The following is a 25,284-nucleotide window of genomic DNA, read 5'->3' as shown; positions in this document are numbered from 1 at the left end:
CATTTTTATGCAATACTGTTCTGTTCTCATATTTCAGCTTACAAGTCGGGAGGTATCTGCTTTGCCTGAACTTACATCATCCTATGTCGATTCCTTAGCACCAAACACCGCCGCCATTAAGAACGGCCAGGGCCTGGTGCGCAAAAAGAGCTTTATCCAGCTTCACCGCACCGAGAACGGCGAGCTGCTGTTCGGACAATGTGCGGGAAGCGGCAAAACGCCGTACGAATGCTCTGTAGACTTCATTGCTCCGGAGAATCCGGTGTTCCGCTGCTCCTGCCCGAGCCGCCAGTTTCCCTGCAAGCATGCCCTTGGATTATTGTACGCCTATGTGGAGGGACAGACCTTTACTCCTGCACCTGTTCCGGAGGATATAGCAGCCAAACGGGAGAAGGCGGAGAAACGGGAAGAAAACAAGGTAAAGCAGGCTGCCGAAGGCAGCCCGGCCAAACCGAAGAAGGTTAATAAATCCGCGCTCAAGAAAAAAATCACAGCCCAGCTGGAAGGGCTGGACCTGCTGGAGAAGCTGGTGCTCTCGCTGATCCGCGGAGGCTTGTCTGCTATCGACGCCAAGACGCTCAAGACGGTGCAGGAGCATGTGAAGCAGCTTGGCAACTATTATCTGTCCGGTGCGCAGATTGAGCTGCGCAGGTTTGCGCTGCTGCTCGGTAAAGGAGAGGACCGTGAACAGGGCTATACATATGCGGTCCGGCAGCTGACCCTGCTGCATGCCTTTATTAAAAAAGGCCGCAGCTATCTGACTGCCAGAAGCGAGGACCCCGAGCTGGCGCTTGACCATGAATCAACGATCGATGAATGGCTAGGCCATGCCTGGCAGCTGTCTGAGTTGAAGGAATACGGGCTGACGGCGGAGAATGCGGAGCTGCTTCAGCTGGCTTTTTACAGCTATGATGACAAGGCCCGCCAGGAATTCGTGGATCAGGGGTACTGGCTGGATACATCGGCCGGTGCCGTTTATAAGACATTGCATTACCGTCCGTACAAGGCAGCCAAGCTGCTGCGTGAGGAAGACAGCTTCTATGAAGTGGCCGAGGTGCCGCTGCTCTATAAATATCCGGGGGACATGAATCCGCGGGTCCGCTATGAAGGGATGACATCCAGGCCCGTAACCCCGGCTGATCTGGAACAGGTCCATGGTCATGCCCACCGTTCGATCGCCGAAGCGGTCAAGAAAGTAAAGAACCAGCTGAAGAATCCGCTGAGTGACAAGGAGCCGGTGCTTCTGCTCTATGCGGTAAGTATCAGTCAGACCGATCAAGGCGAGTATCTGATAACAGATGAAGCAGGGGGGCAGCTTGTGCTGGAGGATGTTCCCGCCCTGTCCCAGGGCACAACCGGCCTGCTGCCGTTTCTGCCGGCTGCCTGCCTTGAACACTGCACCCTGCTGGTCATGTTCGAACATGATATGGACCGGGGCAGACTTGCAGCCCAGCCGCTTGGCATCATGCATGCTGAAGGCATTACAAGGCTGCTCTAACTGACTATAAGTCTGAATTAATAACCATTGCATACTATCTCGTTAGGGGGACGCGCATGAGTACAGCATTATTGCAAGAGCTTCATCAGGAGGTCAGAAGACTATATATTGCGGGCAGCGATCTGGCTGCGGATGATTTCCGCCTGAAACGGCTGCTGCCGCAGTTCGAGCAGCTGGGCGAACGGGCTGCTGTGTTCAAGCGGCTTGGTGAGGGAATTTCGGCATTGCTGTCAACAGAAGCTGCTGCAGGTCAGACTTCGGCAGTGAAGCTGCAGGACCTGACGCTGCTGCTGGAATCGGTGCTGTATACGCAGGGCAGCACCTCGCCATCCGGCGGCGAAGCTGCTCAGCTGCAGGGCAGCGCTTTTGGACTGCAAACCGGGGTTTCCTCCAGAAGGATTGCCGCCGTCCGTCAGGCATTAACGACAACAGGGAGCGGCAGATATGAGACGGTGCTTGAGGCGTTTAAGGATGGCGTGTTTCAGGATCTGCGGCTGCTCCCGCTGGCCGTCGGTGCGCTTGGCGATCCCTATGCGGAGCTTGCCGACTTTGCCATGAACAAGATTGTGCCATCCTATGGTCCGGCTGCAGCTGATTATCTGGTTCAGCATTTCAATCCCGCCGGCGGAAAAAGCGAAGTCCGCAAGCTGCACGTAATCAAAGCAGTGGGCCGTCCGGAGCTGCTTGAAGAGATCTACAAGGCTGCCGGCAGCGGCAGCGATGATGTGCGGGCGGCAGCTATTCTCTGTCTGGCCGGTCAGCAGGAATATGTCCAGGCACTGCTGGAATGGACTGCGGACAAGAAGAAGCCGATCCGGGAAGCAGCATATACGGCACTTGCGGAAGGCGGCTCAGCAGAGGGGCTGGAGCGGCTGTTTGAGGCTTTTGCCGGAAGGAAAGACCGGGAACTGGCAGCCTATGCGCTGGCGAATTGGCCGTCTGCCCCGCTGGGGGAACGGCTGTCAGTGAAGTTTATGGATGAGCTGCGGGAGGCCCTTGCAGCTGATCATAAAGACAGCAAAAAGAACGAGGCGCTCTGGAACGTCATTTCGCCTTACCTGATAGCCCTTGCTGATATCCGCAATCCGCTGCTGGATGAAATATACCGCTTTATTATTGAGGAATATGACCGGTTTGCCGCACTAGGGTGGCTGCATCTGCTGGACCGGGCTGCGCGGTATCAGGAGACTGCGCTTTCGGAGCAGGGACTTGAGCTGCTGCGGGAGCTGGATAACAAGAGCGTCCGCTATCTGTCCTACTACTTCCGTGCAGCGCAGCAGCTTCTTACAGCCAAGGAGCTCTACAATGAGTTCGCCGGCGGCTCGCTAATCGACAAGATGAAAGCGAGGCTGGCCAAAGATGCCGCCACGCGCAACCGTGTGCTGCAGGATACGCTTGAGGAGCAGATCTTGAATGCGGAAAGAGTGACTTATGAGCTCTCCTGGGATTATGCCGGAAGCCGCCAGCAGTATGTGTGGGAGATGCTGTCTCCGGAACGGATTGCGGCTGAGTGGGATCCGCGGTGGCTGGACTGGGCGATCGAACGGGATGCGCCGGAGCTCGCATCAGCCCTTGCCCGCCCAGATCATTCCGGTGTACGGGAGTATCTGACCGCCAAACTTAACCGGGAAGGCAAGCACCGTAAAGACTTTGATTTCGTGTCCAGCCTGTTTAAGGGACTGGAACGAGCGGGGGTTCCTGAACAGGAGCGTCAGGAGCTGCTGATCTCGGTGTTGGAGCAGCAGAGATTTCAAAATCCGTATATGTTCCATTTTTATTTGCTCGAGCAGATGCTGGGCTTCCCGGCAGGTTATGCCGGACGAATTGAAGCGGTCTTGCCTAAATACCGCTATGAGAGCAAAGCTCAGCTCGAATACTTGGTTAATCACCTGCGGAGCCGGCAATAGGTGGCAGCAGGTTGACGGATGGCGGGAGTCGGGGGCTAGGAGTTAGGCGTTGGTAGACGGATGCAAAATCTAGTTGGATTTTCGCCACTTAATTCCCGATATTTTTAACATTTGCAGTGTTTAGGTGGAAAAACGCCATCTAATTTGGTCCAAATAGCCTTCCAGGGCTGATTTACGGGAAATTAAGTGGCATTTTTCCAACTAGAATTTCAATAACGTTATTCGCAGAAGAATTAGGTGGCTATTTTCCACTTAGATGGATGAAGAACGCTAAGGGCAGGAGCGGCTTGAGAAATCGCCGGCCTTTCAAGGAAATATACATGAGTTTACACAAAGGAGAGGTGTAGATGTCAACGGGACAAGAGCAGCTTCAGGATTACATGCGGCTGCCTGCGGAGGTGCTGTACCGCGAGGAGCTTGAAGCGCTGATCAAGGAGGATACCGGGAAAATCCCGGCCGGCTGGCAGATGTCGCCTCGTTCGGTTCTGACCTTTATCGCCGGAGGGAAAGCCGGAAAAAAGGTGATTACCCCAAAGTATATCGGGAATACGCGGCTGATCGAGATGGCTGTAGCCACGCTGGTTACGGATCGTGCACTGCTGCTGATCGGGGAGCCGGGTACGGCCAAATCGTGGCTGTCCGAGAACCTGGCGGCGGCGATTTACGGCAACTCCGGCCTGGTTGTTCAGGGAACAGCAGGAACCAGCGAGGAGCAGGTTCGCTACTCCTGGAACTATGCGATGCTGCTGGCAAACGGGCCGACTCCGGAGGCGCTTGTGAGAAGCCCGATTATGCGGGCCATGGAAGATGGCGGCATCGCCCGCTTCGAGGAAATATCCCGCTGCGCCTCCGAAGTGCAGGACGCGCTGATCTCCATCCTGTCGGAGAAGACTATTTCCGTACCGGAGCTGGGCAAGGAAACCAGCGCACGCAAGGGCTTCTCAATTATTGCCACAGCCAATACCAGAGACCGCGGGGTCAATGAGATGTCTGCCGCCCTGAAACGGCGGTTCAATATCATTGTGCTGCCGGCACCGTCAGATATCGAGACGGAGCTTTCCATTGTGAAAAAGCGGGTAGCCGAGATTGCTGCCTCCTACGAACTTCAGGCTGCCGTTCCCGCAGATGATGCTCTGCTTAAGGTGGTTACGATTTTCCGCGAGCTGCGCAGCGGGATGACACTGGACAAGAAGGAGAAGGTGAAGACGCCGGCGGGAGTGATTTCGACGGCCGAGGCGATCTCGCTTCTGACCAACAGTATGGCACTGGCTGCAAGCTTCGGGAGCGGTGAGCTGACGGACAATGATCTGGCAGCCGGCCTGCAGGGCGCCATTGTGAAGGATGATGACAAGGATAAGCTGGTCTGGAAAGAGTATCTCGATAATGTGATGAAGAAAAAGGGGACGGAGTGGCGGGGCCTGTACCAGGCCTGTAAGGAGATGAACGAGTGACTGCGGCTGCTGAAGCTGGGGTACGTATCTTCGGGGTGCGCCATTTGTCCCCCGGCGGGGCCAGGCATCTGCTGGACTTTCTGGATGAACACAAGCCGACAGCAGTGCTGATAGAAGGTCCCAGTGATGCAACGGATGAAATCCGCCATCTGACCGAGGGAGCAACCAGGCCCCCCGTGGCCATCCTGGCCTTCACCGATCAGGTTCCTGTCCGGACGGTGCTCTGGCCGTTCGCTGTATACTCTCCGGAGTATCAGGCGATGAAATGGGCGCGGAAGCATAAGGCGGAAGCAGCCTTCATTGACCTTCCGTCCTCTGTAACCCTGGGCCTGCAGGATGCCATGAACCGGAGCAGAGCTGCCGGACCGGAGGTTGCGCCTTCCGCTGACCAGGCGGGTGAGCCGGAAGCGGCAGAAATTCAGGATGAGTCATCCGTTTACAGCCGGATTGCCCAGCTTGCCGGCGAATATGATTACGACATGTATTGGGAACGCAATTATGAGCATAACGACAGCAGCGGGGCGTATCAGGCTGCGATTCGTGCTTTTTCGGCGCACATGCGTGAGCTGGGAGAGGAGAAGGAGCTCAGAGAGCAGCCTTCCGAGTATGCTTACAATGCGCTGCGTGAAGCCTATATGCGCCGCCAGATCGGGCAGGCGGTTGCTGCAGGGCACAAGCCGGATAAAATTGTAGTCATCTGCGGGGCGTATCATGACTCTGCACTGGCGGCAGCGCTGCCGGCTATGAGTGATGAAGAGCTCGCTGCGCTCCCGTCACGCAGCACCAAGCTGACGCTGATGCCTTACTCGTACTATAAGCTGTCCACCATGTCCGGTTATGGCGCAGGCAACGCAGCTCCACATTACTTTGAAATGATGTGGGACGCTATGGCTGCCGGCAAGCCTGAGGAGCTGCCGCACCGCTATCTTTCTGCGGTGGCCGGCCATGTACGCAGCGGCGGTACCTACCGCTCCACCGCTGAAGTGATTGAAGCGGTCAGGCTGGCAGAATCGCTGGCTGCCCTGCATGGCGGCAGCAGGCCCGCGCTGCGCGACCTGCGCGATGCGGCCCAGACACTGCTAGGCCATGGAGACCTTGGCGCTATAGCAGAGCCGCTGGCGCGCGTAGATGTCGGTACGGCGATCGGCTATTTGCCTGAGGGAGTCAGTCAGACCCCGATTCAGGATGATCTGAACCGTCTGCTGAAGCAGTATAAGCTGGAGAAATACAAGTCAGCGGTAGCAAGCGACCTGCAGCTCGATCTCCGCGAGAACCGCAGAGTATCCAGTGAACAGGCAGCCTTCCTTGATCTGAACCGTTCGGTTTTGTTTCACCGGCTGAGCCTGCTGGGCATATCCTTTGCCAAGAACCGTCCAAGCGGACAGGATAGTGCGACCTGGGCGGAGCATTGGGTCATTCAGTGGTCACCCGAGGTGGAGATTCAGGTGGTCGAATCGACGCTGCTGGGTGAGACCGTTGAGGTGGCAGTTGCCTATGTGCTGCGTGAGAAGCTTCAGGAATGCCGTTCCATTGCCGAAGCTTCGGTGCTGATCCGGATTGCCTGCCAGTGCGCCATGACAGCCCAGATGGAGGAAGGTACCCGGGTGCTGCAGAATCTGGCTGCCCTCAGCCGGGACGTGGTCGGAATGGCTGCTGCTGCCCGTGAGCTGTCAACCATCCTGAGCTTCGGGGATATCCGCAAAGTCGATACTGCACCGCTCCTGCCTCTGCTTGAGGAACTGTTCAACAGAGGCTGCCTGTTCCTGCTGGACGCCAGCGGCTGCAACGATGAGGCGGCAGGGGCGATGCTGACGGCAATGAACGAACTGAACGGTATTTCGCTGGAGCATGGCGACAAGCTGGATGACGGTCAATGGCTGCAGGAGCTGCAGCAGCTCGCGGAACGTGATGACCGCAATCCGCGTCTATCCGGTTATGCCTGCGCGATTCTGCTGGAGCGCGGCAGCGTTTCGGCCGGGGAGCTTGCGGCTGAAGTGTCGCGCCGTTTGTCCCCGGGCATACCGGCCGATCTGGGCGCCGGCTGGTTCGAAGGCCTGTCGATGCGCGGGCATTATGGCCTGCTGTCACGGATGAGCCTATGGGAGCAGCTGAATGATTATATCAATGCGCTGGATGACGACCAATTCAAGCGGGCACTGGTCTTTCTCCGGAGAGCGTTCAGTACGTTCTCCCCGCGCGAGAAGACGATGATTTCCGAGCTGCTTGGCGAGCTGTGGGGTGTGAACAGCGAGCAGGCGGCAGAGGTGCTGACCGGTGAGCTGAAGGAGGAGGAAGCCAAAATGCTGGATGAGCTGAATGATTTTGACTTCGGGGACTTTTAGATGACAAATGAACATGTAGAGAAATATACGCTGACCCGCTGGCGGCTGATTCTCGGCCAGGAGGCGGATGCGGCGCTGTCCGGATACGGGGAAGGCGGGCAGCTGTCGCTGACGGAAGAAGAGCGGGTAATGGATGCTGCCCTGGCGGCCATTTATGATGAGACGGGAGCCGGGGGGGCTTCGGGGAAGGCGGCCAGCAGCAATAGGGGGAGGGGCACAGGCTCCGGGCACGGTTCCCTGAACCTGTCCAAATGGCTGGGTGACGTGCGCAGCTTCTTTCCGGAAGATGTGGTCTCGATTATCCAGAGCGATGCGATGGAGCGCAAAGGCTGGAAGCAGCTGCTGTTTGAGCCTGAGCTGCTGGCTGCAGTCAAGCCGGATATTCAGCTGGTGGGAACCCTGCTCTCGCTGAAGGGCAAAATTCCCGAGAAGACAAAAGAGACGGCACGTATGCTTGTTAAGGCGCTGGTTGATGATCTCGTCAAGCTGCTGGAGACAGATATCCGGCGGGCAGTGACCGGAGCGCTCAACAAGCGCCAGCATTCCCCTCTGCCGTCGCTCAGCGGCCTGGACTGGAAGCTGACAATCCAGCGCAATCTCAAGCATTATGACCAGGAGCGGCGGATTATTATTCCTGAGCGTTTTTATTACTTTGACCGGGCCCGCCGCAGCAAGGAATGGACGGTAATCGTAGATATTGACCAAAGCGGTTCGATGGCGGATTCCGTTATCTGGGCATCGGTGATCGGCTCGATTTTTGCCAGTATCCCGGCCTTGAACACACGTGTGGTCGTCTTCGATACTGAGGTGGTAGACCTGACCGAGCAATGCGCCAATGACCCGGTTGATATGCTGTTTGGCATTCAGCTCGGCGGGGGGACAGACATTAATAAATCCGTTAAATACTGTGAGCAGTTTATCGAAGAACCCAAAAAGACGCTGTTTATCATCGTCTCTGACCTGTACGAGAACGGCAACCAGGCAGCGCTGGTACGGCGGATGCGTGAGCTCCGGGAGTCCGGTGTCCGCACAATGACACTGCTGGCCTTGTCCGATTCCGGCAAGCCCTCTTATGACGAAAGACTTGCAAGGCAGCTGTCCAGGGATGGAACACCTTGCTTTGCCTGTACCCCCGCACTGCTGCCGGCACTGGTTGAAGGAGCGCTGAAGGGCCAGGATCTTGGGGAGCTGGCCAAACGGCTGGGTGCCCAGTAATTCTGCTGAATATAAGATCAAACTCAAGCATTATACTCAATGGCTCCGCTCCTTTAACAGAAGGACGGAGTCTTTTTAGATTTGCCGAATCCCAGGAACTCAAGGGAGCATTTTGTTGCTTTTACCCAGTTCCCGATTAGTGTGTCCGCATATCCTGGGCAATAGGAGGCGTGGCAGTTGCTGATTTCATAAACATATATAATAATTTCCATAAAAAGCTCTGCATATCTGTGCTTAATTAAGCACGGTTATTCTGGGGACGTTTGGACGGAACGCTTTATCTTATCCAGTATTAACTTTTCATTCACATATTGTGTAAGCTGCGTATATCATTTATAATCGGTTATTAAAAAGCACCTAACAATAGGAGCAGCTTGAAAGGAAATGAATCCCTTATGTCAAGTAAATTAAGAGCGGGTATCGTTGGCGGTACCGGTATGGTGGGTCAGCGTTTTGTTGCACTCCTTGAGAATCATCCGTGGTTTCAGGTAACCGTTATTGCTGCAAGCCGGAATTCGGCCGGTAAAACGTACGAGGAATCAGTAAAAGGCAGATGGAAGCTGGCTACACCTATGCCCGAAGCGGTAAAAGGCATTATGGTTCAGGATGCCTCTAATGTAGAAGAAGTGGCTGCAGATGTCGATCTGATTTTCTGTGCCGTAGATATGAAAAAAGAAGAAATCAAGGCGCTGGAAGAAGCCTATGCCAAGACAGGAACGCCTGTCATTTCCAATAACTCGGCACACCGCTGGACGCCTGACGTTCCGATGGTCATTCCTGAGATCAATCCGGAGCATCTGGCGGTTATCGCCCAGCAGCGCAAACGTCTGGGAACGGAAACAGGCTTCATCGCGGTTAAGCCGAACTGCTCTATCCAGAGCTACATGCCGGCGCTGAATGCCCTCAAGGAATTTAAGCCGTCCAAGGTTGTAGTGACCACTTATCAGGCTATTTCCGGCGCGGGTAAAACCTTTGCCGACTGGCCGGAAATGCTTGACAACGTCATTCCGTACATCGGCGGTGAAGAAGAGAAGAGCGAGCAGGAGCCGCTGCGGATCTGGGGCGAGGTATCAGAAGAAGGTATCGTTAAAAGCGAACAGCCTGTCATTACCAGCCAGTGTATTCGTGTGCCGGTAGCCGACGGCCATCTGGCAGCAGTATTCGCTTCCTTTGAACAGAAGCCTTCCAAGGAAGAAATCCTGGAGCGCTGGAACAGCTTTAAGGGACGTCCGCAGGAGCTGGAGCTGCCAAGCGCACCTAAACAGTTCATCACTTATTTCGAAGAAGAAAACCGTCCTCAGACCAAGCTTGACCGGGACATCGAGAACGGCATGGGCGTGTCCGCAGGCAGACTGCGTGAAGATTCGCTGTATGATTACAAATTCGTCAGCCTCTCCCACAACACAGTACGCGGCGCAGCCGGCGGTGCAGTGCTGATCGCAGAGCTGCTGAAGGCAGAAGGCTATATCCAGCCGAAATAATATCGTTTTTGTACAGCCTGCCGGACTGGTTCCGGCAGGCTGTTTGCGTATTTACCTGACAGGCCATGCTTAATAATGGTAAGATAGGTTGGATTGCAAAGAAACTGAACAAAAGACGGAGTGATATAGTGGCAAAAAGTAAAGGCGGCGGCACAGGCAGAGGAACCGGCAGCAAGGGCTGGACCCGCTGGAATAAAACAGCCAAGCCGGTGAAACCAAATAAAGGACCGGCAGGCGGCCAGGGGCCGAAAGGTGCAATTAAAGCCGGCAGTGATAATAAAAAGGGCGGCAGTAAATAGGATCTGGAGATGAGAATCGATAAATACATGAGCATGACCGGCATTTACCCGCGCCGGGAAACGGCCAGACTGCTTGCAGCCGGCCGGATAACGGTTAACGGTGAGGTCTGCGGCAAAAATACCCTTTTGGAGCCGGATGATCTGGTCGCTGTTGACGGCAACCCGGTCAGCTTGACTGCACAGGAATACGTATATCTGGCCCTGAACAAGCCGGTTGGCATTACCTGCACAGCTGCGCGCGGGGTTGAGGGCAACATCATTGATTATATTAACTATCCCTCCCGGGTCTTTGCTGTGGGACGGCTCGACAAACTTTCGGAAGGCCTGATTCTGCTCACGAATGACGGTGATATTGTTAACAAAATGATGCGTTCGGAAAATCAGCATGAGAAGGAATACCATGTAACCGTGGATAAGCCGGTGACCGCAGCATTCCTGGAGGCCATGTCCGCCGGTGTTGCCATTCTCGGAACCGTCACAAAGCCTTGTATTACCTATCCGATAGCAGAGCAGGAGTTCGGGATAATACTCACGCAGGGGCTCAATCTGCAGATCCGCCGGATGTGCAGGGAGCTGGGCCAAAGCGTACTCCGTCTGGAACGGACCCGGATTATGAACATTACACTGGACGGCCTGGAAAGAGGAGCGTGGCGGCATCTGACCGGGGAGGAGCTGGACAGGCTGATGCAGACGCTGAATGGATGAGAACCGGATGAACTATTTTGCGTATAAGTGAAAAACCGTACCCCGGCTGCATTAGCGGCAGGATACGGTTTTTTTATACAACAAAAGAGGGTTATTCAGCTGCCCGTCTTGCGTACCTTTTCAGCGATCATTCAGGTGGTAAATGCTATAATTAACATTCGCGAGAAAAAGGGGGGCACATAGCTTATGATCATTGGTCAACGGCAGGTTGAACGGAACGGAATCTTTTATATGATCAGATCAGCCGTCCGTGAAGATGCCGCGGAGCTGTCCGTAGTAAGGCTGCAGATTGACGGGGAGACGGAGAATATGGAGCGGCGCCAGGGCGAAGGCTTTATCAGCCCGGAAGGCTTTGAAGAGATTATCTGCAAGGATACGGAAGCGGACAGGAACTTGTTTCTTATAGCGGAAGTAGAAGGGAGGATCGCCGGATTCTCCAGGTGTGAGGGAAGCGTGCTGTCCAGAAATGCACATAAGGTTGAATTCGGCATTTGCATTCTGCGGGCGTTCTGGGGATACGGGATCGGCTACAGTCTGCTGCAGCAGGCCACTTCCTGGGCGGACAGCCAGGGGATCGTCAAGATGGGGCTGACGGTGCTGGAGACCAATACCGGGGCGATCTCGCTCTACCGCAGGTTCGGATTCGAAACCGAGGGCATCCTGAAAAAAGACAAGCTGCTGGCAGACGGTACATACTATAACACGCTGGTTATGAGCAGATTTAAGGATCCGCTAACGGATGAAGCATAACAGCATTATTCTTTTTTGCAAAACAGGGCGGGCGGCATCCGAAAGATGCTGCCCGCCCTGTTTGTATCTTCTTTAAGTCCTGCTGCTTATGATGACTTTATGCAGCAGATGCCTTGCTGCGCCAGTGATCTCCGGGGCTTGCGCAACCGCTGAGATCACCGAGATTCCATCTGCACCTGCGCGTATCACAGGTGTCACATTGTCTGCAGTAATACCGCCGATTCCCACCAGCGGTATGCTGAGCCCGCTGCGTCTTAGCTGTTCGATCACTTGTGTTCCCTGTACTGCTCTGGCATCCTCCTTGGAGGAGGTCGGGTAAACCGGGCCTACGCCGAGATAATCTGCACCATCCGCAATCGCCTGCTGTGCTTCTTCCAGCGTATGCGCCGATACGCCGACGATCTTGTCAGCACCGAGCCTGCGGCGGATGGCAGCGGCCGGCTCATCCTCCTGGCCGACATGGACCCCGTCGGCACCCAGCATTTCAGCAAGCCCGATATCGTCATTGACGATAAAGGGGATGCCGCGCTGCCGGCAGATGCCCTGGAGCTGGCGGGCCAGATCAACAGCTGCAGCGCCGCTCAGCGCACCGGGACCCTTTTCCCGGAACTGGAACAGGGTAATGCCGCCGTTAACCGCCTGCAGCAGCGTGTCTGCCGGAGACAGGCGGCAGTTCACACTGCCCATTATAAAATACAGCTTCAGCAATTCCCTGATATGTTCGCTGCGGCTAAGCATTCTGGTGCCCCTCTCTTTGACTGCGCCGGTACGCAAAATGGTTGGTCGGACCATGGCCGCTGCCGATGCCCAGGCTGTGTTCTATGGCCGCGTGAATAAAAGCTTTGGCTGTCTGTATAGCCTCATTAACAGTATCTCCTGCGGCAAGAGCGGCGGTAATGGCTGCCGAGAAGGTACAGCCGGTTCCGTGCGTATGCCGGGTATCTATGCGGGGGCTGCTCAGGTACGTTATAGCCTGCCCGTCATATATTAGATCCCTCACACCGTCCGTTCCGTCATCATGGCCCCCCTTGAGCACAACATACCCTGGGCCCATCGAGTGAATCAGCCTGGCAGCCTGTTCACGCTCTTTGAGCCCGGTGATGGTCATGCCGGTTAATATTTCGGCTTCGGGAATATTGGGGGTGACGACCAGAGACAGCGGCAGCAGCTCGCTGATTAGTGCTTCCACCGCCTCCTGCAGCAGGAGAGGAGAGCCGCCCTTGGCGACCATCACCGGATCGACAACTAGCCGGCTCCAGCCGTATTCCCTGATCTTGGCGGCAGTGGTTGTTATAATTGCACTGCTGAACAGCATACCTGTCTTTACAGCATCCGGCTGCAAATCAGCTCCAACAGAGTCGAGCTGGGCAGCCACTGCCTCCTCCGTCAGGGGATAGACAGCCTGAACGCCCAGCGTATTCTGCGCCGTGACTGCTGTGAGTGCCGACATGCCGTACACGCCCAGCTCCTGAAAGGTTTTGAGGTCGGCCTGGATGCCGGCACCGCCGCCGCTGTCCGAACCGGCAATGGTAAGTGCCTTCATTACTTGGGTCATACCGCATTCTCCTTTGCCTGAAGGTTGTTATTGGTCAAGCTGAAAGATACAAGATCTTACACTGTAGATTTCCGGGGTCACCGCTGACAGCTGGTTCAGAAATTCAATCTGGAACGCTCCCGGCCCCTGGCCTTCAGTCCGCTCTGCGGCGATCTCAGCGGCGACGCCATAAAAGGAAATCGCTTCTGCTGCCGCTTCCAGCCATGCGCCTTCGCTCGCGGCAAGAAATGCACCGGTCACTGCGCTGAGCAGGCACCCGGTTCCGGTCACCTTGGTCAGAACCGGATGGCCGTTACTGGCGACAAAGGTGCGGCTGCCGTCGGTAATGACATCCTCCCGGCCGGTAACGATGACTACACAGCCGAGCTTTTGGGCAGCCTTTTTGGCTAATGCAGTCACATCGCCTTCGCCTGCACCGGCATCTACGCCCTTGCTGGCCCAGCTCTCGCCGGCTACATTGGCCACCTCGGCCACATTGCCGCGCAGCGCAGTCAGCTGCATGGACTGCACCAGCTTTTGTGTGACCTCGCTGCGGTAAGCAGTCGCTCCGGCGCCCACCGGATCAAGCACCAGCGGTACGCCATGGGTGTTGGCGGACTGTCCGGCGAGGATCATGGAGTTGATGGCCTGTTCGTTCAAGGTGCCGATATTCAGCACCACTGCTCCGGACATGGCGGCAACATCCGCAACCTCTTCGCGTGCATCGGCCATAAAAGGGGAGGCACCCAGCGCCAGCAGCCCGTTGGCGGAGAAGTTGGCCACCACGATGTTTGTAATGTTATGTACGAGCGGATTCAGCTCGCGTACCTTGGCTAAATAGGACATGATTATTCCTCCTGAAAATTAGGATCTAAAATGTAACCCTCACAAATTAACAAAGGCTTCATCGCTTTCCGTTTCACCGGACAGCAGCCCGCTTCTAGACAGCCAGTCTGCGACCCGGTTCCACGACTCTGATGTCTGATATCCGAAAGGCTCGTCTCCTGCATCCATCAGCGGCAGCAAGATGTCCAGACTTTGGCTCTCGATCTCACGGTCGAGCGGGGCCGTGCTGTCCTCATGGGCCAGCAGAATATCCAGAGCTTCCTTCGGGTGATCCTGCACGAACTGCTGTCCTTTACGGGCCGCGTTCATGAATTTGCTGTAGAAATCCTTGGATTCCTGAAGCCGCTGCTCACCGGCAACCAGCACCAGCTCATAATAGTCAGGCACTCCGAAGGCTGTAGGGTCGATGGATGTAACAGGATGATTCTCCTTGTCCAGTATCAGCTGCTCGTGATTGATGAAGCCGCCAATGATGGCATCAACGCGGCCTGCGGTAATGGCAGGAATCAGGTCAAAGCCGACATCCACCATCGTAATCGACTGCGGATCACCGCCGTCATGCTCCACCATGGTCCGCAGCATAGCTTCATAGAGTGGTATGGAGGAGTAACCTGCGGTTTTACCGGTAAGCTCCTTGGGGCTTTTGATGCCGCTGTCAGCCGGAACCAGCAGATGATTGAGCGGATGACGGACTAGCGCGGCAACAGATACAACGGGAATTTCCTCTGAACGGGCCATCAGCACCTGGGGCTGATAGCTGAGGGCAAGATCAACCTTGCCTGCGGCGGCCAGCTTCAGGGCATCGTTGCTGTCGGCAGGCATTTGCAGTACAACTTCAAGTCCCTCCTCGGCAAAATAACCCTTTTCTTGAGCAGCATACAAAAAAGAATGCACTGCATTCGGATACCAGTCCAGCATGACTGTCATCTTGTGCAGCTGCCCACTGACATTGCCTGAGGCAGCATCCGTGGAGGGATCAGCTGCATTTGACCCGCTGCAGCCGCTGATTACAGCAAGCAGGCTGGTCAGGACCAGCAGCGCGGCTCTAACGCGCAGATTTCTTTTAGATGATTTGTTACAGATGGGATTAGTGCTCATCGTCGTAAACCTCTTTTCTTTACAATAATTTGTTCAGCAGCGCAGACACTCAGGAACAGCAGGACTCCCAGAACAGAGAGCAGAAAGACAGCGGCGAACAGCTCTGCGCTGTGCAGATTGCCGGCCATCCGGCGGCTGTAATAGCCGAGACCCCGGCTGCCTCCGAGCCATTCACCGATGGTGGCTCCAATGACGCAATAGACAATCGACAGCTTCAAACCTGAGAAATAGGCGGGCAGCGCCAGCGGGATCTGCGTTTTGACCAGCAGCTGCCGGCGGCTGGCACCAAGAGTCAGCAGGAGCTCCTTGTATTGCTCCCCGCTTTTATACAGTCCGTCGTAAGTACCGACTACAACCGGGAAGAAGGCGGTCAGAAAAACAACGGCAATTTTGCCCCCGAGTGAATAGCCGAACCACATAATCAGGATAGGGGAGAGCGCAATCAGCGGAATGGTCTGGCTGACAATCAGCAGCGGATACACCGCTTTGGCCAGCGGCTGGAACAGATGCATCCCCAGTCCCAGCAGGGTGCCGCAGCCTGCGGATAACAGGAACCCGAGCAGGATTTCCTGCAAGGTGGCCGGCAAATGCACACTTAGCAGCAAAGTCCGGTGTTCCAGCAGTGCGGCCCAGACCGAGGAAGGTGCGGGCAGGATGAACGCGGGAACCTCACCGAACCGTACACCGCCTTCCCAGACTGCGATGATTATCAGCACCAGCAGGGCGGCAGGAGCATAGGCGTGAAGAAGCCGTTTAATGCGCAATGCTCTCATACAGCCTCCGCTCCAGCTCTTCCCGCAGCTGCATAAACTGCGGCTGATAGATCAGCTCCCCGTGCCTTGGCCGCGGCAGCGGCACAGCAATCTCCTGCAGGCTCCCGCTATGCATGAGGCAGATCCGGTCGCTGAGCAGCAGTGCCTCCTCCAGATCATGGGTGATGAACAGCACCGTCCGGCCCAGGCTGCTCCACAGCTGCAGCAGCCAGCGGTGCAGGCCGCGCTTGGTCAGGGCATCAAGTGCTCCGAAAGGCTCATCAAGCAGCAGCAGCTCACTCCCTGCGGACAGCGTCCGGGCAAGGGCAATCCGCTGGCGCATGCCGCCGGACAGCTCCTCCGGATAAGCATTCTCCGTGCCGGCAAGGCCGAGACTGTGCAGCAGGCTGCGGATCTGCTGCACGGCAGCCTCTTTGCTGCCGCTCCGCTTCAGCTCCCACGCCAGCAGGCAATTGTCCAGCACGGTTCTCCACGGCAGCAGCAGATCCTGCTGCGGCATATAGCCGATCTTTCCAAGCCGGGCAGCACTGCCGGTTGAAGGCCTGCCGCCGAATGAAATGTCTCCGCTAGAAGGTTCAAGCAGCCCGGCGATGATACGCAGCAGGGTGCTTTTCCCGCAGCCGCTGGCTCCGACCAGGGAAATGAATTCTCCCTGCTGTACGTTCATGGACAGCCCTTGGATAACAGGCCGGCCTGACCCGGCGCCATAGGAATAGCTAAGATTAGTAATCGAGAGCATAGCAGTCTACTTTACCTCCTTGAATTACGAAAAACATTGAACGCAAAAAGACCTCTTCATTTCTGGAGGAAATAAAGAGGTCTGAAAGATAAAGTCTGTCAACTGGATACAGACAATGCTGATCGTTCCTGCTCCACTTCCCTCCGCTGGTATGATCCAGATCAGGTTCCAAGGGTCCGGAGCTTAGCTCCGTCTCAGTCGGCCGACTCCCCTAGTGAAATAAAAGATTCTTATTCAATTCGTAATTGCTAATTAATATACCATAACCTGGCGGTTTGTAAAGAGAGGCTTACTGCCCTTTTTGAATGCCGGTTACGAACAGGGCGAGTATACCGTCCGTAATCTGCTCCTTAGTTGAGCCGTGCTGCTTCATCTGATACAGATACAAATCGGGGCTTAGCACGGCAATCAGAGCCGTGGCTGTAAACTGCGGATCAACCAGACCGATCTCACCACCGGCGGCAGCGCGTCTGAGCAGCTGGGTCAGAAACTCGTTCAGCCTGCGGAAAAAGGGGTGTTCAAACTGGGTGAGCTGCTTCTTGCCGGTAAACTCCGATTTGATCAGCTGCAGCAGCTCGGCATGCTGCTCAATAAATCCGACAATCCGGCTGATGCTGCGCTGCAGGTGATCAAGAGCAGCCTTATCTGCCTGCGGCAGTGCCAGCTCATTTTCCAGACTGAGCAGAAACCGGTCCGTGCTGTCGCGCAGCAGCAATGAACAAATTTCACCTTTATCAGAAAAACGTCGGTACAGTGAGCCCTGGCCGATTCCGGCCCGCTTGGCGATGGCGTACATACTGACAGCCTCCAGCCCGTTTGCGGTGAACAGCTCGCGCGCTGCCTCTAGAATACGCTCCTTATACGGGTCAGATGCGGCGGATGGGACAATAGGTTTAGAAGGGGTCATGGCTTTTCCTTTCGGTATAGGTAGTATTCAGCTTATATAATCAAGAATTTATTGACACAGCGGACAATTGTCCGTAGACTGTTAATGAATTATACGGACAGTTGTCCGCATAGACATTATATAAAGAGAAGGGTTCAGCGGTCAATGTCACAGAACCTGTACTGGCATAGGAGGAGAAAGAAGATGCAAGGAGTAATCAAGGAGGATGCCGAGTTCCGGTTGTCCGGTATCCTGGTGCCGCTGCTGGCGATCATATTCGGTGTATTTATGGTTGTCCTCGACAGCACGGCGATGAATGTGGCGTTATCTACGCTGGTTGAAGATTTTCATACCAATCTGACAACACTGCAGTGGATTGTAACCGGCTATATGCTGGCACAGGCTTCGGTCATTCCGCTGTCCGGCTGGCTGTCCGACCGCTTCGGGGCCAAAACCGTTTTTCTGACTGCAGTAGTGGTATTCACAATAGGTTCCATTCTATGCGCTACGCCAAACAGTGCAGAATGGCTGATTGCATTCCGGGTGCTGCAGGGACTCGGGGGCGGCTGCGTTTTGCCGGTAGGCATGGCCTATGTGTACAAGCTCGCACCCAAGAGCAAGGTCGGCATTGTAATGGGCATTATGGGTATTCCGGTGCTGTTCGCTCCGGCCATCGGGCCGGTTCTGTCCGGCTGGCTGGTTCAATATCATTCATGGAGATGGATCTTCCTGATCAATATCCCGATCGGCATTATCTGCCTGCTTATTGGCCTGCGCAAGCTGCCGAATGCTAAGCGCGGACAGGTACCGGGAATGGATAAGCTGGGGATGATCCTCGGGCCGCTGGCCTTTGCCTCTCTGACCTACGGGGTCAGTCAGGGGGCGGAAAGCTGGTCCTCCAAAAAAACACTGATCGGGCTTGCACTTGGACTGGCAGCGCTGATTGCTTTTGTCATCGCCGAGCTGCGTTCCAGGACGCCGCTGCTGGAGCTGCGCATCCTGCGCTCGGTTGATTTCACCACAGGCATTCTGGTCCAGTGGATCGCCCAGTTCGGGTTGTACGGAGCCCTGTTCCTGCTTCCGCAGTTTCTGCAGCAGGCCCGCGGCTTCGGTGCTTTTGACACCGGACTGACTCTGCTCCCGCAGGCGATTGCCTCCGGCCTGATGATGCCGGTGGCCGGTATTCTTTTTGACAAAATCGGGGTGCGCTGGCTTGTCGTCTGCGGCCTCAGCCTCGTCTCCGGTGCACTGTATCAATATTCCCATGTGGATCTGTCTACAGAGAGCCGGGATCTGATCGTACCGCTGATCATGTGCGGAGCAGGCATGGGGATGATGATGATGCCGATGAATACCCACCTGCTGAATAAAGCGCCCATTCATCTGGTCAACCGGGTGACTTCGCTGACGAACTCGATGCAGCAGGTGATTAACTCGCTTGCGGTATCCACGCTGGTTACCATTCTTACCTCTAGAGCAGCGTCCCGCGGTGCCGAAATGCAGGCAGCTGCTGCCGCATCCGGCGTTGATCCTGCCAAAGCTTCACCTGAAGTGCTGAAGCAGGCCACACAGACTGTAATGGCACAGGGCTTTGCCGATACCTTCCACATCATGATTTTTGTCGCCTTGGGGGGAGCTGTGCTCGGACTGCTGCTGCGTAGAGGGCGTAAAGGCAGAGATGGTGAATCCAGACCGCAGGCAGAAATGATGCACGGTTAACGAAAATAGGCGTAGACTGGAAATCCCTGCTTACCTGAAAGGGTCGGCGGGGATTTTTTTGCGCTGCGGACGCTGGAGAGGGAGAAGAATAGGTTTTTGGGGCATAATAACTTCAAACTATATCACCGCCAAACACAGCCTGAGGAGGAACAAATAATGAAAACATGGGCTCTGGCCCCGCTGCTGCTGCTGGGAATACTGCTTGCAGCCTGCGGAACCAGCGATAACACGAATACAGCTGAAGGAACTACTGGAGGCGCCGATGTAACGGCAGCCCCTGCAGAGCAGAACAGTCTGGAGAAGATAAAGGCCTCAGGCAAGCTGAGGATCGGTACCGAAGGAACCTATTCCCCGTTCACTTATCATGATGCTGACGGAACGCTCACAGGCTTCGATGTGGACATCGCCCGGGAGATAGCCAAACGGATCGGGGTGGAAGCCGAGTTTATCGAGACCCAGTGGGACGGAATTTTTGCCGGGTTGGATGCAAAACGCTTCGATACTATTTTTAATGAGGTGTCGATTACGGATGAGCGCAAGGTCAAATATGACTTCTCCGAGCCTTATGTCATGTCCAAAGCCGTGCTGATTGTCAGCGAAAAGAATAACGACATCAAGAGATTTGCGGATCTGAAGGGCAAAAAATCCGGCCAGTCGCTGACCAGCAACCTGTCCGACATCGCCCGTCAGAACGGTGCTGAAATAGTGGCCGTGGAAGGCTTCAATCAGGCCATCGATCTGCTCGTTTCCGGCCGGATTGATGCGACTGTAAATGACGGGCTCTCTTTTCTGGATCTGAAAAAGCAGAAGCCCGATGTCCAAATTAAGCAGGTGGACGAAATCGCCGAAGGCTCGCAGAGTGCAGCCGTATTCCTGAAGGGGAATGAAGAGCTGGTGGAGGCGGTGAACAGGGCTCTGGCAGACATGAAGCAGGATGGAACGTATCTGGCGATTTCCGAGAAATATTTCGGTGCAGACGTCTCCAAATAAAGGCTGGAGGAGCTTCTAAGCGATGGATGAACGTAAGCTGCAAATTTTTCTGGATTCGCTGCTGCCCCTGTTCAAGGCCGGCGTGGCATATACGATCCCGCTGGCGCTGGTCTCCTTCGTGCTGGGCCTGCTGCTTGCGGTTGCTACAGCGCTGGTAAGGCTTTCCTCATGGCGCATTCCGGAGCTGATTGCCAGATTCTATGTCTGGATCATCCGGGGGACGCCGCTGCTGGTGCAGCTGTTCATCATCTTTTACGGGCTGCCGTCAGCAGGCATTGTGCTTGATCCGTTTATTGCTGCCGTTATCGGCTTTACCTTGAGTGTTGGGGCCTACTCCTCCGAAATTGTCCGTGCGGCCATTTTGTCGATTCCTAAAGGGCAATGGGAGGCTGCGTACTCTGTGGGGATGACCCGGGGACAGGCCCTGCGCAGAATCATCCTGCCCCAGGCGGCGCGGGTGTCGGTTCCGCCGCTTGCCAATTCTTTTATCAGCCTGGTAAAAGATACATCGCTTGCGGCCGGCATCACCTATGTTGAGATGTTCCGGACTGCCCAGCAGATCACTGCAACAACCTATGAGCCGCTGCTGCTCTATTCCGAAGCTGCGTTATTCTACCTGCTGTTCTGCTCAGTGTTGTCAGGGCTGCAGAATGTGCTCGAAAAACGCTTTGACCGCTATACGGCAAGATAGGAGGACAGCCCGTATGATCGAAATCAGGGATCTGCATAAGAGCTTTGGCCCGCTGGAGGTGCTTAAAGGCATTAATCTCCGGCTGGAGTATGGTAAAGTGCTTGTTATCATCGGTCCTTCAGGATCCGGCAAAACAACCCTGCTGCGCTGCTTCAATCTGCTGGAGCTGCCCGATCAGGGCATTCTTAACGTTGCCGGAATAGAGATCCGTTTCGCCGAAAAAGCCAAAATTCCCCGCAAGACGGTCCTGGGCCTGCGTCAAAAGACAGGAATGGTCTTCCAGTCCTATAACCTGTTTCCGCATATGACTGCTCTCGGCAATGTGATGGAGGGACAGATTACCGTGCAGAGGCGTTCCCGGGAGGAAGCGCGAAGCCGGGGACTTGAGCTTCTGGGCAAGGTGGGATTGTCGGACAAGGCGGAGGCTTATCCCCATCAGCTGTCCGGCGGGCAGCAGCAGCGGGTGGCTATCGCCCGGGCGATGGCGGTGGAGCCGGAGGTTCTTCTCTTTGATGAGCCGACCTCGGCACTTGATCCGGAGCTGGTCGGTGAGGTGCTGAAGGTGATCAGGCAGCTTGCTTCTGAAGGGATGACAATGGTCATTGTGACCCATGAAATGAAGTTTGCCGCTGATGTTGCTGATCTGATTGTCCTGATGGATCAGGGGTTCATTCTGGAACAGGGGACCCCGCAGCAAGTGCTGCAGCATTCGCAGAATCCGCGTGTCCGGCAGTTCCTGAACAGATTAAGCGGAGATGAACAATAAAAGGCAGTCCGGGGGAAGCCGGATTGCCTTTTTACGTCTGAGCATCCCGTTTACGGGTTGATCAGGTTACGCGGTTAATCACCGGATGCTGCCTGACGGCCATTAAGATATTCCAATGCGTTATAGAGCATAACGGCAGCTTCAGCACGGGTAATTTCGCTTTTCGGATTAAAATTGCCTTTGGCATCAAGGGCATTGACGTTGTATTTGAGCGAACGCTGAATGCTGCCCTGATAGGACGGGTTCATCTGTTCCTCATCTGCAATCTTGGCAGGCACGATGTTAATCATCGGCAGATTGCCCGCCTTTTCCATGCCCTGAATCAGCAGGCTGGTGAACAATTCCTTGGTTACCGGCTTGGACGGGTCAATGTCTGCCGGAATCTCCACCCCGTTATAATGGGCATTGATGAAAGCCTCGGCATACCAGGCGTTATCTTTGACTTTGCTGAATATCGCACTGGCTACCGGCGCCTTGTTGAAGTCAATGGCCGCAAGGCTTAGCTGCAGGCCGCCGGAAATAAACTGCACGGCCTGGGCATTGGTAACAATGGAGCCGGGTAGAAAACGGGTATCCGACAGCCCCTTGATCAGCCCCTTCGACTTCAGGGAATTAATCTTGTCTTTGCCGGTCACATTATCGATATCCTTAAAGGTGCCGCCGGCCGCAAAGAGGGGACTCACGAGCGAGAAGGATAGGAGCGAAACGGTTGTAATCACTGCGAAAGCAGGCTTTTTCATCATTGTTGTTCACCTCTGTACATAGGTTGGGCCGCTTGGCCATTAGTACCTATTGTGACGCAGCAATCGATGGAAAGGTTGCGGGAAAACCCGGCTATAATGTTATAATAATGTCAGGTGCTTTTCATTTTTAGTATATTTTGTTATGCTTATATCGTAATGATTACTGATTACCAGCTAGTGACAGGCAGACTTGTTATATGGAAAGGTGGTAGAGCCAGAATGAACCCGATTGCAAATATCAGCCAGCAGTTTGCCGCGCATAACTATAAATTGACCCCTCAGCGTGAAGCGATCGTGAAGGTGCTGCTCGACAACGAAGAGGAGCATTTAAGCGTAGAAGAAGTCTATATGAGAGTTAAAAACAGCTACCCGCATCTGGGACTGGCCACCGTGTACCGGACCCTTGAGCTGTTGTGCGAGCTGCATATCGTTGAAAAAATGAATTTCGGCGACGGTGTGGCCCGTTATGACCTGCGGGGTGACGGCCATGGTCATATGCACCATCATCTGATCTGCAGCGTCTGCGGCCGGCTTGAAGAGATCAAGGATGACTGGCTGCTGGAGCTGGAGCAGCGGCTGGAGGCGGAATACGGCTTCAGCGTAACGGATCACCGGCTTGATTTCAAAGGCACCTATAATAACTGCAGGCAGACCGGCTGTAAAGGTGACAAGGAACGCAAGGCTGTATCCTGACAGCTTAAACATTTCAACAAAAAAGAAGCAAGGCGGCGATAACGCGGCGTTGCTTCTTTTTGCGGTAAGCACATTATAAGATCTGTAACAGGTCAGGATTTGCTGGGAACAAATGACCGGATCCAGCTGCCGAAGCTGCCGGGATTACGGGACTGTACAAGGATTACACCCTCGCCGCGGAACCGGCAGACGATGGCTTCACCGCTGGTCAAGCTGTTCAGCCAGCCTGATGCGGCCTTTTCAATCTTGTAGTCCATATAACTTGGCCATGCCACCAGATGCCCGTTGTCAACAATCATCTCTTCCCCGGGAGCCAGGTTGATTGCATGGATGGCCCCGAACGACGAGAGGAAGACCGTTCCGCGCCCGCTGATTTCCACAATAAAAAAGCCTTCGCCCGAGAATAACCCTCTGGCCAGGTTTTGCATCTTGGTATTAACCTGTATCCCTTGCGTGCCGGCCAGGAAGCCGTCTTTTTGCACATAAAGGTTATAAGAGCCGTCGAGCTCGATCGACTGAATGTCACCGAGCGCTCCCGGTGCAAGGAGCACCTCACATTGGCCGCGCGTTGCGGTCAGTTCCTGGAAGAAGAACTTTTCCCCGCTGAGCATCCGGCCCAGGCCCCGCATGAGCCCTCCGTCTACCGTCCCTCTTAATTCAATGCCCGGCGACATGGCAACCATGGCACCCATTTCGGCTTTTACACTCTCGCCCGGATTCAGTTCTACCTTGAGCATTGCGAACGCACCGTCATATAGTACATCGTATTTCATCGTTATCCCCCTCCGGTTCAACCGCTTGTCCTGCTAAATTCTCATCTAGTATACCATTTTCTGGTTCATCAAGCTGATAGAACAAGAGACGGTAAAGAAAAGTTAACAAAAACTGTACCGGGAAACGGGTGCGGGAATATGTTAAAATTGAATTATGTTAGCTAAACAGTAAAGGAGTGTTGCTGAAATGGCACGTACAAAAACTCAGAAGGCACTGCGCAGTGCAGAGCGTACGGGAACATGGTGCGCAGAGAATAACCGGAGAACCGCCGCGGATTATGGCGCAATCTCACAGCATGTGCGGGTCACCCCGGGCAAACGGGAGAAACTGAATAAGGTCAAACACAAGGAGCGGATCTTTCAGGATGGCGCTCCTTTTGCTTGGCTTGCAGGGAAAGCCGGCTGATCAGGATAACATCAGGTTACATTTGTTCTCTGCTGTATGTACGGTACTGCTTGGGCGACATCCCGAATCTTCCGCGGAACAGCCGGTGGAAATACGTATAATTGGCAAACCCGCAGGTTTCGGAGACATGCTCCAGGGGCATCGGGCTGAAGGTAATTCGTTCCCTGGCCATTTCCAGCCGTACATCATTGACATATTTGACAATGCTGGTTCCGAATGCCTCCTTGAACAGATGAACCGCCCGCGAAACAGATATATCCGCGTAGGCTGCCACATCCTCAAGCCGGAAGGGGATCGCAGCATGCTCCTCCACATATTGCTTCATCCGGTAGGCAAGATACCCCTTGGGTGAAATCGCCCGCTGCTGCGTCATCAGCCTGTCGATTTCCATACATAGAATCTGCAGATAACAGGCAGTAATCTCCGGTGAGGACTCGGACAGCCGGCGCTGCTCCAGAACGAGCTGGCGGAACAGGCCGAGAAAGTGCTCGGTAAGCGGCAAGCGGAGCACTGCCGGACGCGGCTTGCGGCCCCACCAGTCCTCAATCCAGGGTCCGCCGCAAAAAATATGGTAATCCCCGCTCTCTACCCGCGGCTTGCCGGCAGCATACGTTTCTTTATCGATGCTCAGATAATAGGGGTCATTTGGAGCAAACAGCATCAAATCGCCTGCTTCAACAGCTGACAGCTCGCCGCCAATCCGGGTCCGGCTCCGTCCTTCGGTCTGCAGGCGCAGCAGATAATTCTGTACTCCGTCCGCGCGGGACATGTGAAAAGGCTTGCGGTGAAAGGAAAATCCGGCAGTATAAACGTGGCATGGTGCGGTGTAGGTCATGTGTCCTCCTGAGTGACAGAAATGAGAGCCAGATTGTTCATGTTTGAATCATATTATTCATTTTATTATATACGCTTTCATATTACCATGTAGCTATGCAAAAACATATACAGAATGCAAAGGAGGCTGTGCTGCAGCTCTTGG

Annotated in this window: 25 protein-coding genes and 1 riboswitch; of the genes, 15 read left to right on the top strand and 10 right to left on the bottom strand. The window is 54.9% G+C overall.

Translation table 11 applies throughout. The features are described 5' to 3' along the window. Positions 1-61: 61 nt before the first annotated feature. The 9 genes from M2108_RS18285 to M2108_RS18245 all read left to right on the top strand — a co-directional run bounded on the left by M2108_RS18285 (position 62) and on the right by M2108_RS18245 (position 11,648). The gene (locus M2108_RS18285; RefSeq protein WP_277470871.1) at positions 62-1,498 is read left to right on the top strand and encodes an SWIM zinc finger family protein; all 1,437 of its coding nucleotides are present in this window, start codon (positions 62-64) and stop codon (positions 1,496-1,498) included. A 56-nt stretch (positions 1,499-1,554) separates the two neighbouring features. Further along, on the top strand, positions 1,555-3,405 hold the full coding sequence (locus M2108_RS18280; protein ID WP_277470872.1) for a HEAT repeat domain-containing protein: 1,851 nt from the start codon (positions 1,555-1,557) through the stop codon (positions 3,403-3,405). A 347-nt stretch (positions 3,406-3,752) separates the two neighbouring features. After that, the gene (locus M2108_RS18275) at positions 3,753-4,856 is read left to right on the top strand and encodes an AAA family ATPase (protein WP_221799575.1); all 1,104 of its coding nucleotides are present in this window, start codon (positions 3,753-3,755) and stop codon (positions 4,854-4,856) included. Then, positions 4,853-7,198 carry a DUF5682 family protein gene (locus tag M2108_RS18270; RefSeq protein WP_277470873.1) on the top strand — a complete coding sequence of 782 codons (2,346 nt, stop codon included), beginning with the start codon at positions 4,853-4,855 and terminating at the stop codon, positions 7,196-7,198. The genes M2108_RS18275 and M2108_RS18270 overlap by 4 nt, the downstream gene beginning before the upstream one ends. Beyond that, the gene (locus M2108_RS18265) at positions 7,199-8,413 is read left to right on the top strand and encodes a VWA domain-containing protein (RefSeq protein WP_277470875.1); all 1,215 of its coding nucleotides are present in this window, start codon (positions 7,199-7,201) and stop codon (positions 8,411-8,413) included. A gap of 395 nt (positions 8,414-8,808) precedes the next feature. Beyond that, entirely contained in the window at positions 8,809-9,894 is a 1,086-nt protein-coding gene (asd, locus tag M2108_RS18260; RefSeq protein WP_277470876.1) for an aspartate-semialdehyde dehydrogenase, read from the top strand. Between the two features lie 125 nt (positions 9,895-10,019). After that, positions 10,020-10,193, top strand: coding sequence for a DUF3934 family protein (locus tag M2108_RS18255; RefSeq protein ID WP_277470916.1), 174 nt, complete (start codon positions 10,020-10,022; stop codon positions 10,191-10,193). 9 nt (positions 10,194-10,202) lie between these two features. Beyond that, positions 10,203-10,898: a pseudouridine synthase gene (locus tag M2108_RS18250; RefSeq protein WP_277470877.1), complete on the top strand. Its 696-nt coding sequence runs from the start codon at positions 10,203-10,205 to the stop codon at positions 10,896-10,898. A 186-nt stretch (positions 10,899-11,084) separates the two neighbouring features. After that, positions 11,085-11,648 (top strand): GNAT family N-acetyltransferase, encoded by a 564-nt coding sequence (locus M2108_RS18245; RefSeq protein WP_277470878.1) that lies wholly within the window; start codon positions 11,085-11,087, stop codon positions 11,646-11,648. 72 nt (positions 11,649-11,720) lie between these two features. Here M2108_RS18245 and thiE read toward each other — a convergent pair whose 3' ends face one another. The 7 genes from thiE to M2108_RS18210 form a co-directional block, all read right to left on the bottom strand. After that, complete coding sequence (gene thiE, locus M2108_RS18240) at positions 11,721-12,386, bottom strand: thiamine phosphate synthase (RefSeq protein WP_277470879.1); 666 nt, start codon at positions 12,384-12,386, stop codon at positions 11,721-11,723. After that, a complete protein-coding gene (thiD, locus tag M2108_RS18235; protein WP_277470881.1) occupies positions 12,379-13,203 on the bottom strand; it encodes a bifunctional hydroxymethylpyrimidine kinase/phosphomethylpyrimidine kinase in 825 nt (274 codons plus the stop codon). Before thiD ends, thiE begins: the two co-directional genes overlap by 8 nt. A gap of 27 nt (positions 13,204-13,230) precedes the next feature. After that, a complete protein-coding gene (gene thiM / locus M2108_RS18230) occupies positions 13,231-14,034 on the bottom strand; it encodes a hydroxyethylthiazole kinase (protein WP_346780570.1) in 804 nt (267 codons plus the stop codon). 33 nt (positions 14,035-14,067) lie between these two features. Further along, positions 14,068-15,126 carry an ABC transporter substrate-binding protein gene (locus tag M2108_RS18225; RefSeq protein ID WP_277470883.1) on the bottom strand — a complete coding sequence of 353 codons (1,059 nt, stop codon included), beginning with the start codon at positions 15,124-15,126 and terminating at the stop codon, positions 14,068-14,070. Beyond that, complete coding sequence (locus M2108_RS18220; RefSeq protein ID WP_277470884.1) at positions 15,123-15,899, bottom strand: ABC transporter permease; 777 nt, start codon at positions 15,897-15,899, stop codon at positions 15,123-15,125. Before M2108_RS18220 ends, M2108_RS18225 begins: the two co-directional genes overlap by 4 nt. Beyond that, entirely contained in the window at positions 15,880-16,638 is a 759-nt protein-coding gene (locus tag M2108_RS18215) for an ABC transporter ATP-binding protein (protein WP_277470885.1), read from the bottom strand. The genes M2108_RS18220 and M2108_RS18215 overlap by 20 nt, the downstream gene beginning before the upstream one ends. A 121-nt stretch (positions 16,639-16,759) precedes the next feature. Continuing rightward, a riboswitch (TPP riboswitch) is annotated at positions 16,760-16,861 on the bottom strand. A gap of 66 nt (positions 16,862-16,927) precedes the next feature. Continuing rightward, positions 16,928-17,545: a TetR/AcrR family transcriptional regulator gene (locus M2108_RS18210; RefSeq protein WP_277470886.1), complete on the bottom strand. Its 618-nt coding sequence runs from the start codon at positions 17,543-17,545 to the stop codon at positions 16,928-16,930. 183 nt (positions 17,546-17,728) lie between these two features. Here M2108_RS18210 and M2108_RS18205 point away from each other — a divergent pair, with 183 nt between their 5' ends. The 4 genes from M2108_RS18205 (at position 17,729) to M2108_RS18190 (ending at position 21,690) form a co-directional block, all read left to right on the top strand. Then, positions 17,729-19,243: a DHA2 family efflux MFS transporter permease subunit gene (locus tag M2108_RS18205; protein WP_277470887.1), complete on the top strand. Its 1,515-nt coding sequence runs from the start codon at positions 17,729-17,731 to the stop codon at positions 19,241-19,243. A gap of 156 nt (positions 19,244-19,399) precedes the next feature. After that, positions 19,400-20,233 carry an amino acid ABC transporter substrate-binding protein gene (locus tag M2108_RS18200; RefSeq protein WP_277470888.1) on the top strand — a complete coding sequence of 278 codons (834 nt, stop codon included), beginning with the start codon at positions 19,400-19,402 and terminating at the stop codon, positions 20,231-20,233. Positions 20,234-20,255: 22 nt separating this feature from the next. Then, positions 20,256-20,924: an amino acid ABC transporter permease gene (locus tag M2108_RS18195; protein WP_277470889.1), complete on the top strand. Its 669-nt coding sequence runs from the start codon at positions 20,256-20,258 to the stop codon at positions 20,922-20,924. 13 nt (positions 20,925-20,937) lie between these two features. After that, positions 20,938-21,690 (top strand): amino acid ABC transporter ATP-binding protein, encoded by a 753-nt coding sequence (locus tag M2108_RS18190; RefSeq protein WP_277470890.1) that lies wholly within the window; start codon positions 20,938-20,940, stop codon positions 21,688-21,690. A 74-nt stretch (positions 21,691-21,764) separates the two neighbouring features. On the opposite strand, the gene M2108_RS18185 is transcribed toward M2108_RS18190, so the two are convergent. Next, a complete protein-coding gene (locus M2108_RS18185) occupies positions 21,765-22,430 on the bottom strand; it encodes an S-layer homology domain-containing protein (protein WP_277470891.1) in 666 nt (221 codons plus the stop codon). 222 nt (positions 22,431-22,652) lie between these two features. On the opposite strand from M2108_RS18185, the gene M2108_RS18180 reads away from it, so the two are divergent. Continuing rightward, positions 22,653-23,126 (top strand): Fur family transcriptional regulator, encoded by a 474-nt coding sequence (locus tag M2108_RS18180; RefSeq protein ID WP_277470892.1) that lies wholly within the window; start codon positions 22,653-22,655, stop codon positions 23,124-23,126. Between the two features lie 92 nt (positions 23,127-23,218). On the opposite strand, the gene M2108_RS18175 is transcribed toward M2108_RS18180, so the two are convergent. Next, positions 23,219-23,899, bottom strand: a complete 681-nt coding sequence (locus M2108_RS18175; protein WP_068727359.1) for a TIGR00266 family protein — start codon at positions 23,897-23,899, stop codon at positions 23,219-23,221. A gap of 187 nt (positions 23,900-24,086) precedes the next feature. Between M2108_RS18175 and M2108_RS18170 the strand changes: the two genes are divergently transcribed. Further along, positions 24,087-24,305: a hypothetical protein gene (locus M2108_RS18170; protein WP_277470893.1), complete on the top strand. Its 219-nt coding sequence runs from the start codon at positions 24,087-24,089 to the stop codon at positions 24,303-24,305. Between the two features lie 16 nt (positions 24,306-24,321). On the opposite strand, the gene M2108_RS18165 is transcribed toward M2108_RS18170, so the two are convergent. Beyond that, on the bottom strand, positions 24,322-25,140 hold the full coding sequence (locus M2108_RS18165) for a helix-turn-helix domain-containing protein (RefSeq protein WP_277470894.1): 819 nt from the start codon (positions 25,138-25,140) through the stop codon (positions 24,322-24,324). Positions 25,141-25,284 lie beyond the last annotated feature (144 nt).

The sequence above is a fragment of the Paenibacillus sp. PastM-3 genome, assembly GCF_029893965.1.
GTDB lineage: Bacteria > Bacillota > Bacilli > Paenibacillales > Paenibacillaceae > Paenibacillus_AQ.
The sequence above is the reverse complement of the archived record's forward strand: the minus strand, read 5'-3'. Positions and strand labels throughout refer to the sequence as shown.

Coding starts and splice junctions, on each gene's coding strand:
- M2108_RS18165 (WP_277470894.1), bottom strand. CDS start 25,140: ATGACCTACACCGCACCATGCCACGTTTATACTGCCGGATTTTCCTTT.
- M2108_RS18200 (WP_277470888.1), top strand. CDS start 19,400: ATGAAAACATGGGCTCTGGCCCCGCTGCTGCTGCTGGGAATACTGCTT.
- M2108_RS18190 (WP_277470890.1), top strand. CDS start 20,938: ATGATCGAAATCAGGGATCTGCATAAGAGCTTTGGCCCGCTGGAGGTG.
- M2108_RS18280 (WP_277470872.1), top strand. CDS start 1,555: ATGAGTACAGCATTATTGCAAGAGCTTCATCAGGAGGTCAGAAGACTA.
- M2108_RS18275 (WP_221799575.1), top strand. CDS start 3,753: ATGTCAACGGGACAAGAGCAGCTTCAGGATTACATGCGGCTGCCTGCG.
- M2108_RS18225 (WP_277470883.1), bottom strand. CDS start 15,126: ATGAGCACTAATCCCATCTGTAACAAATCATCTAAAAGAAATCTGCGC.
- M2108_RS18175 (WP_068727359.1), bottom strand. CDS start 23,899: ATGAAATACGATGTACTATATGACGGTGCGTTCGCAATGCTCAAGGTA.
- M2108_RS18245 (WP_277470878.1), top strand. CDS start 11,085: ATGATCATTGGTCAACGGCAGGTTGAACGGAACGGAATCTTTTATATG.
- M2108_RS18185 (WP_277470891.1), bottom strand. CDS start 22,430: ATGAAAAAGCCTGCTTTCGCAGTGATTACAACCGTTTCGCTCCTATCC.
- M2108_RS18180 (WP_277470892.1), top strand. CDS start 22,653: ATGAACCCGATTGCAAATATCAGCCAGCAGTTTGCCGCGCATAACTAT.
- M2108_RS18195 (WP_277470889.1), top strand. CDS start 20,256: ATGGATGAACGTAAGCTGCAAATTTTTCTGGATTCGCTGCTGCCCCTG.
- M2108_RS18210 (WP_277470886.1), bottom strand. CDS start 17,545: ATGACCCCTTCTAAACCTATTGTCCCATCCGCCGCATCTGACCCGTAT.
- M2108_RS18215 (WP_277470885.1), bottom strand. CDS start 16,638: ATGCTCTCGATTACTAATCTTAGCTATTCCTATGGCGCCGGGTCAGGC.
- M2108_RS18250 (WP_277470877.1), top strand. CDS start 10,203: ATGAGAATCGATAAATACATGAGCATGACCGGCATTTACCCGCGCCGG.
- M2108_RS18205 (WP_277470887.1), top strand. CDS start 17,729: ATGCAAGGAGTAATCAAGGAGGATGCCGAGTTCCGGTTGTCCGGTATC.
- asd (WP_277470876.1), top strand. CDS start 8,809: ATGTCAAGTAAATTAAGAGCGGGTATCGTTGGCGGTACCGGTATGGTG.
- M2108_RS18170 (WP_277470893.1), top strand. CDS start 24,087: ATGGCACGTACAAAAACTCAGAAGGCACTGCGCAGTGCAGAGCGTACG.
- M2108_RS18265 (WP_277470875.1), top strand. CDS start 7,199: ATGACAAATGAACATGTAGAGAAATATACGCTGACCCGCTGGCGGCTG.
- M2108_RS18220 (WP_277470884.1), bottom strand. CDS start 15,899: ATGAGAGCATTGCGCATTAAACGGCTTCTTCACGCCTATGCTCCTGCC.
- thiE (WP_277470879.1), bottom strand. CDS start 12,386: ATGCTTAGCCGCAGCGAACATATCAGGGAATTGCTGAAGCTGTATTTT.
- thiD (WP_277470881.1), bottom strand. CDS start 13,203: ATGACCCAAGTAATGAAGGCACTTACCATTGCCGGTTCGGACAGCGGC.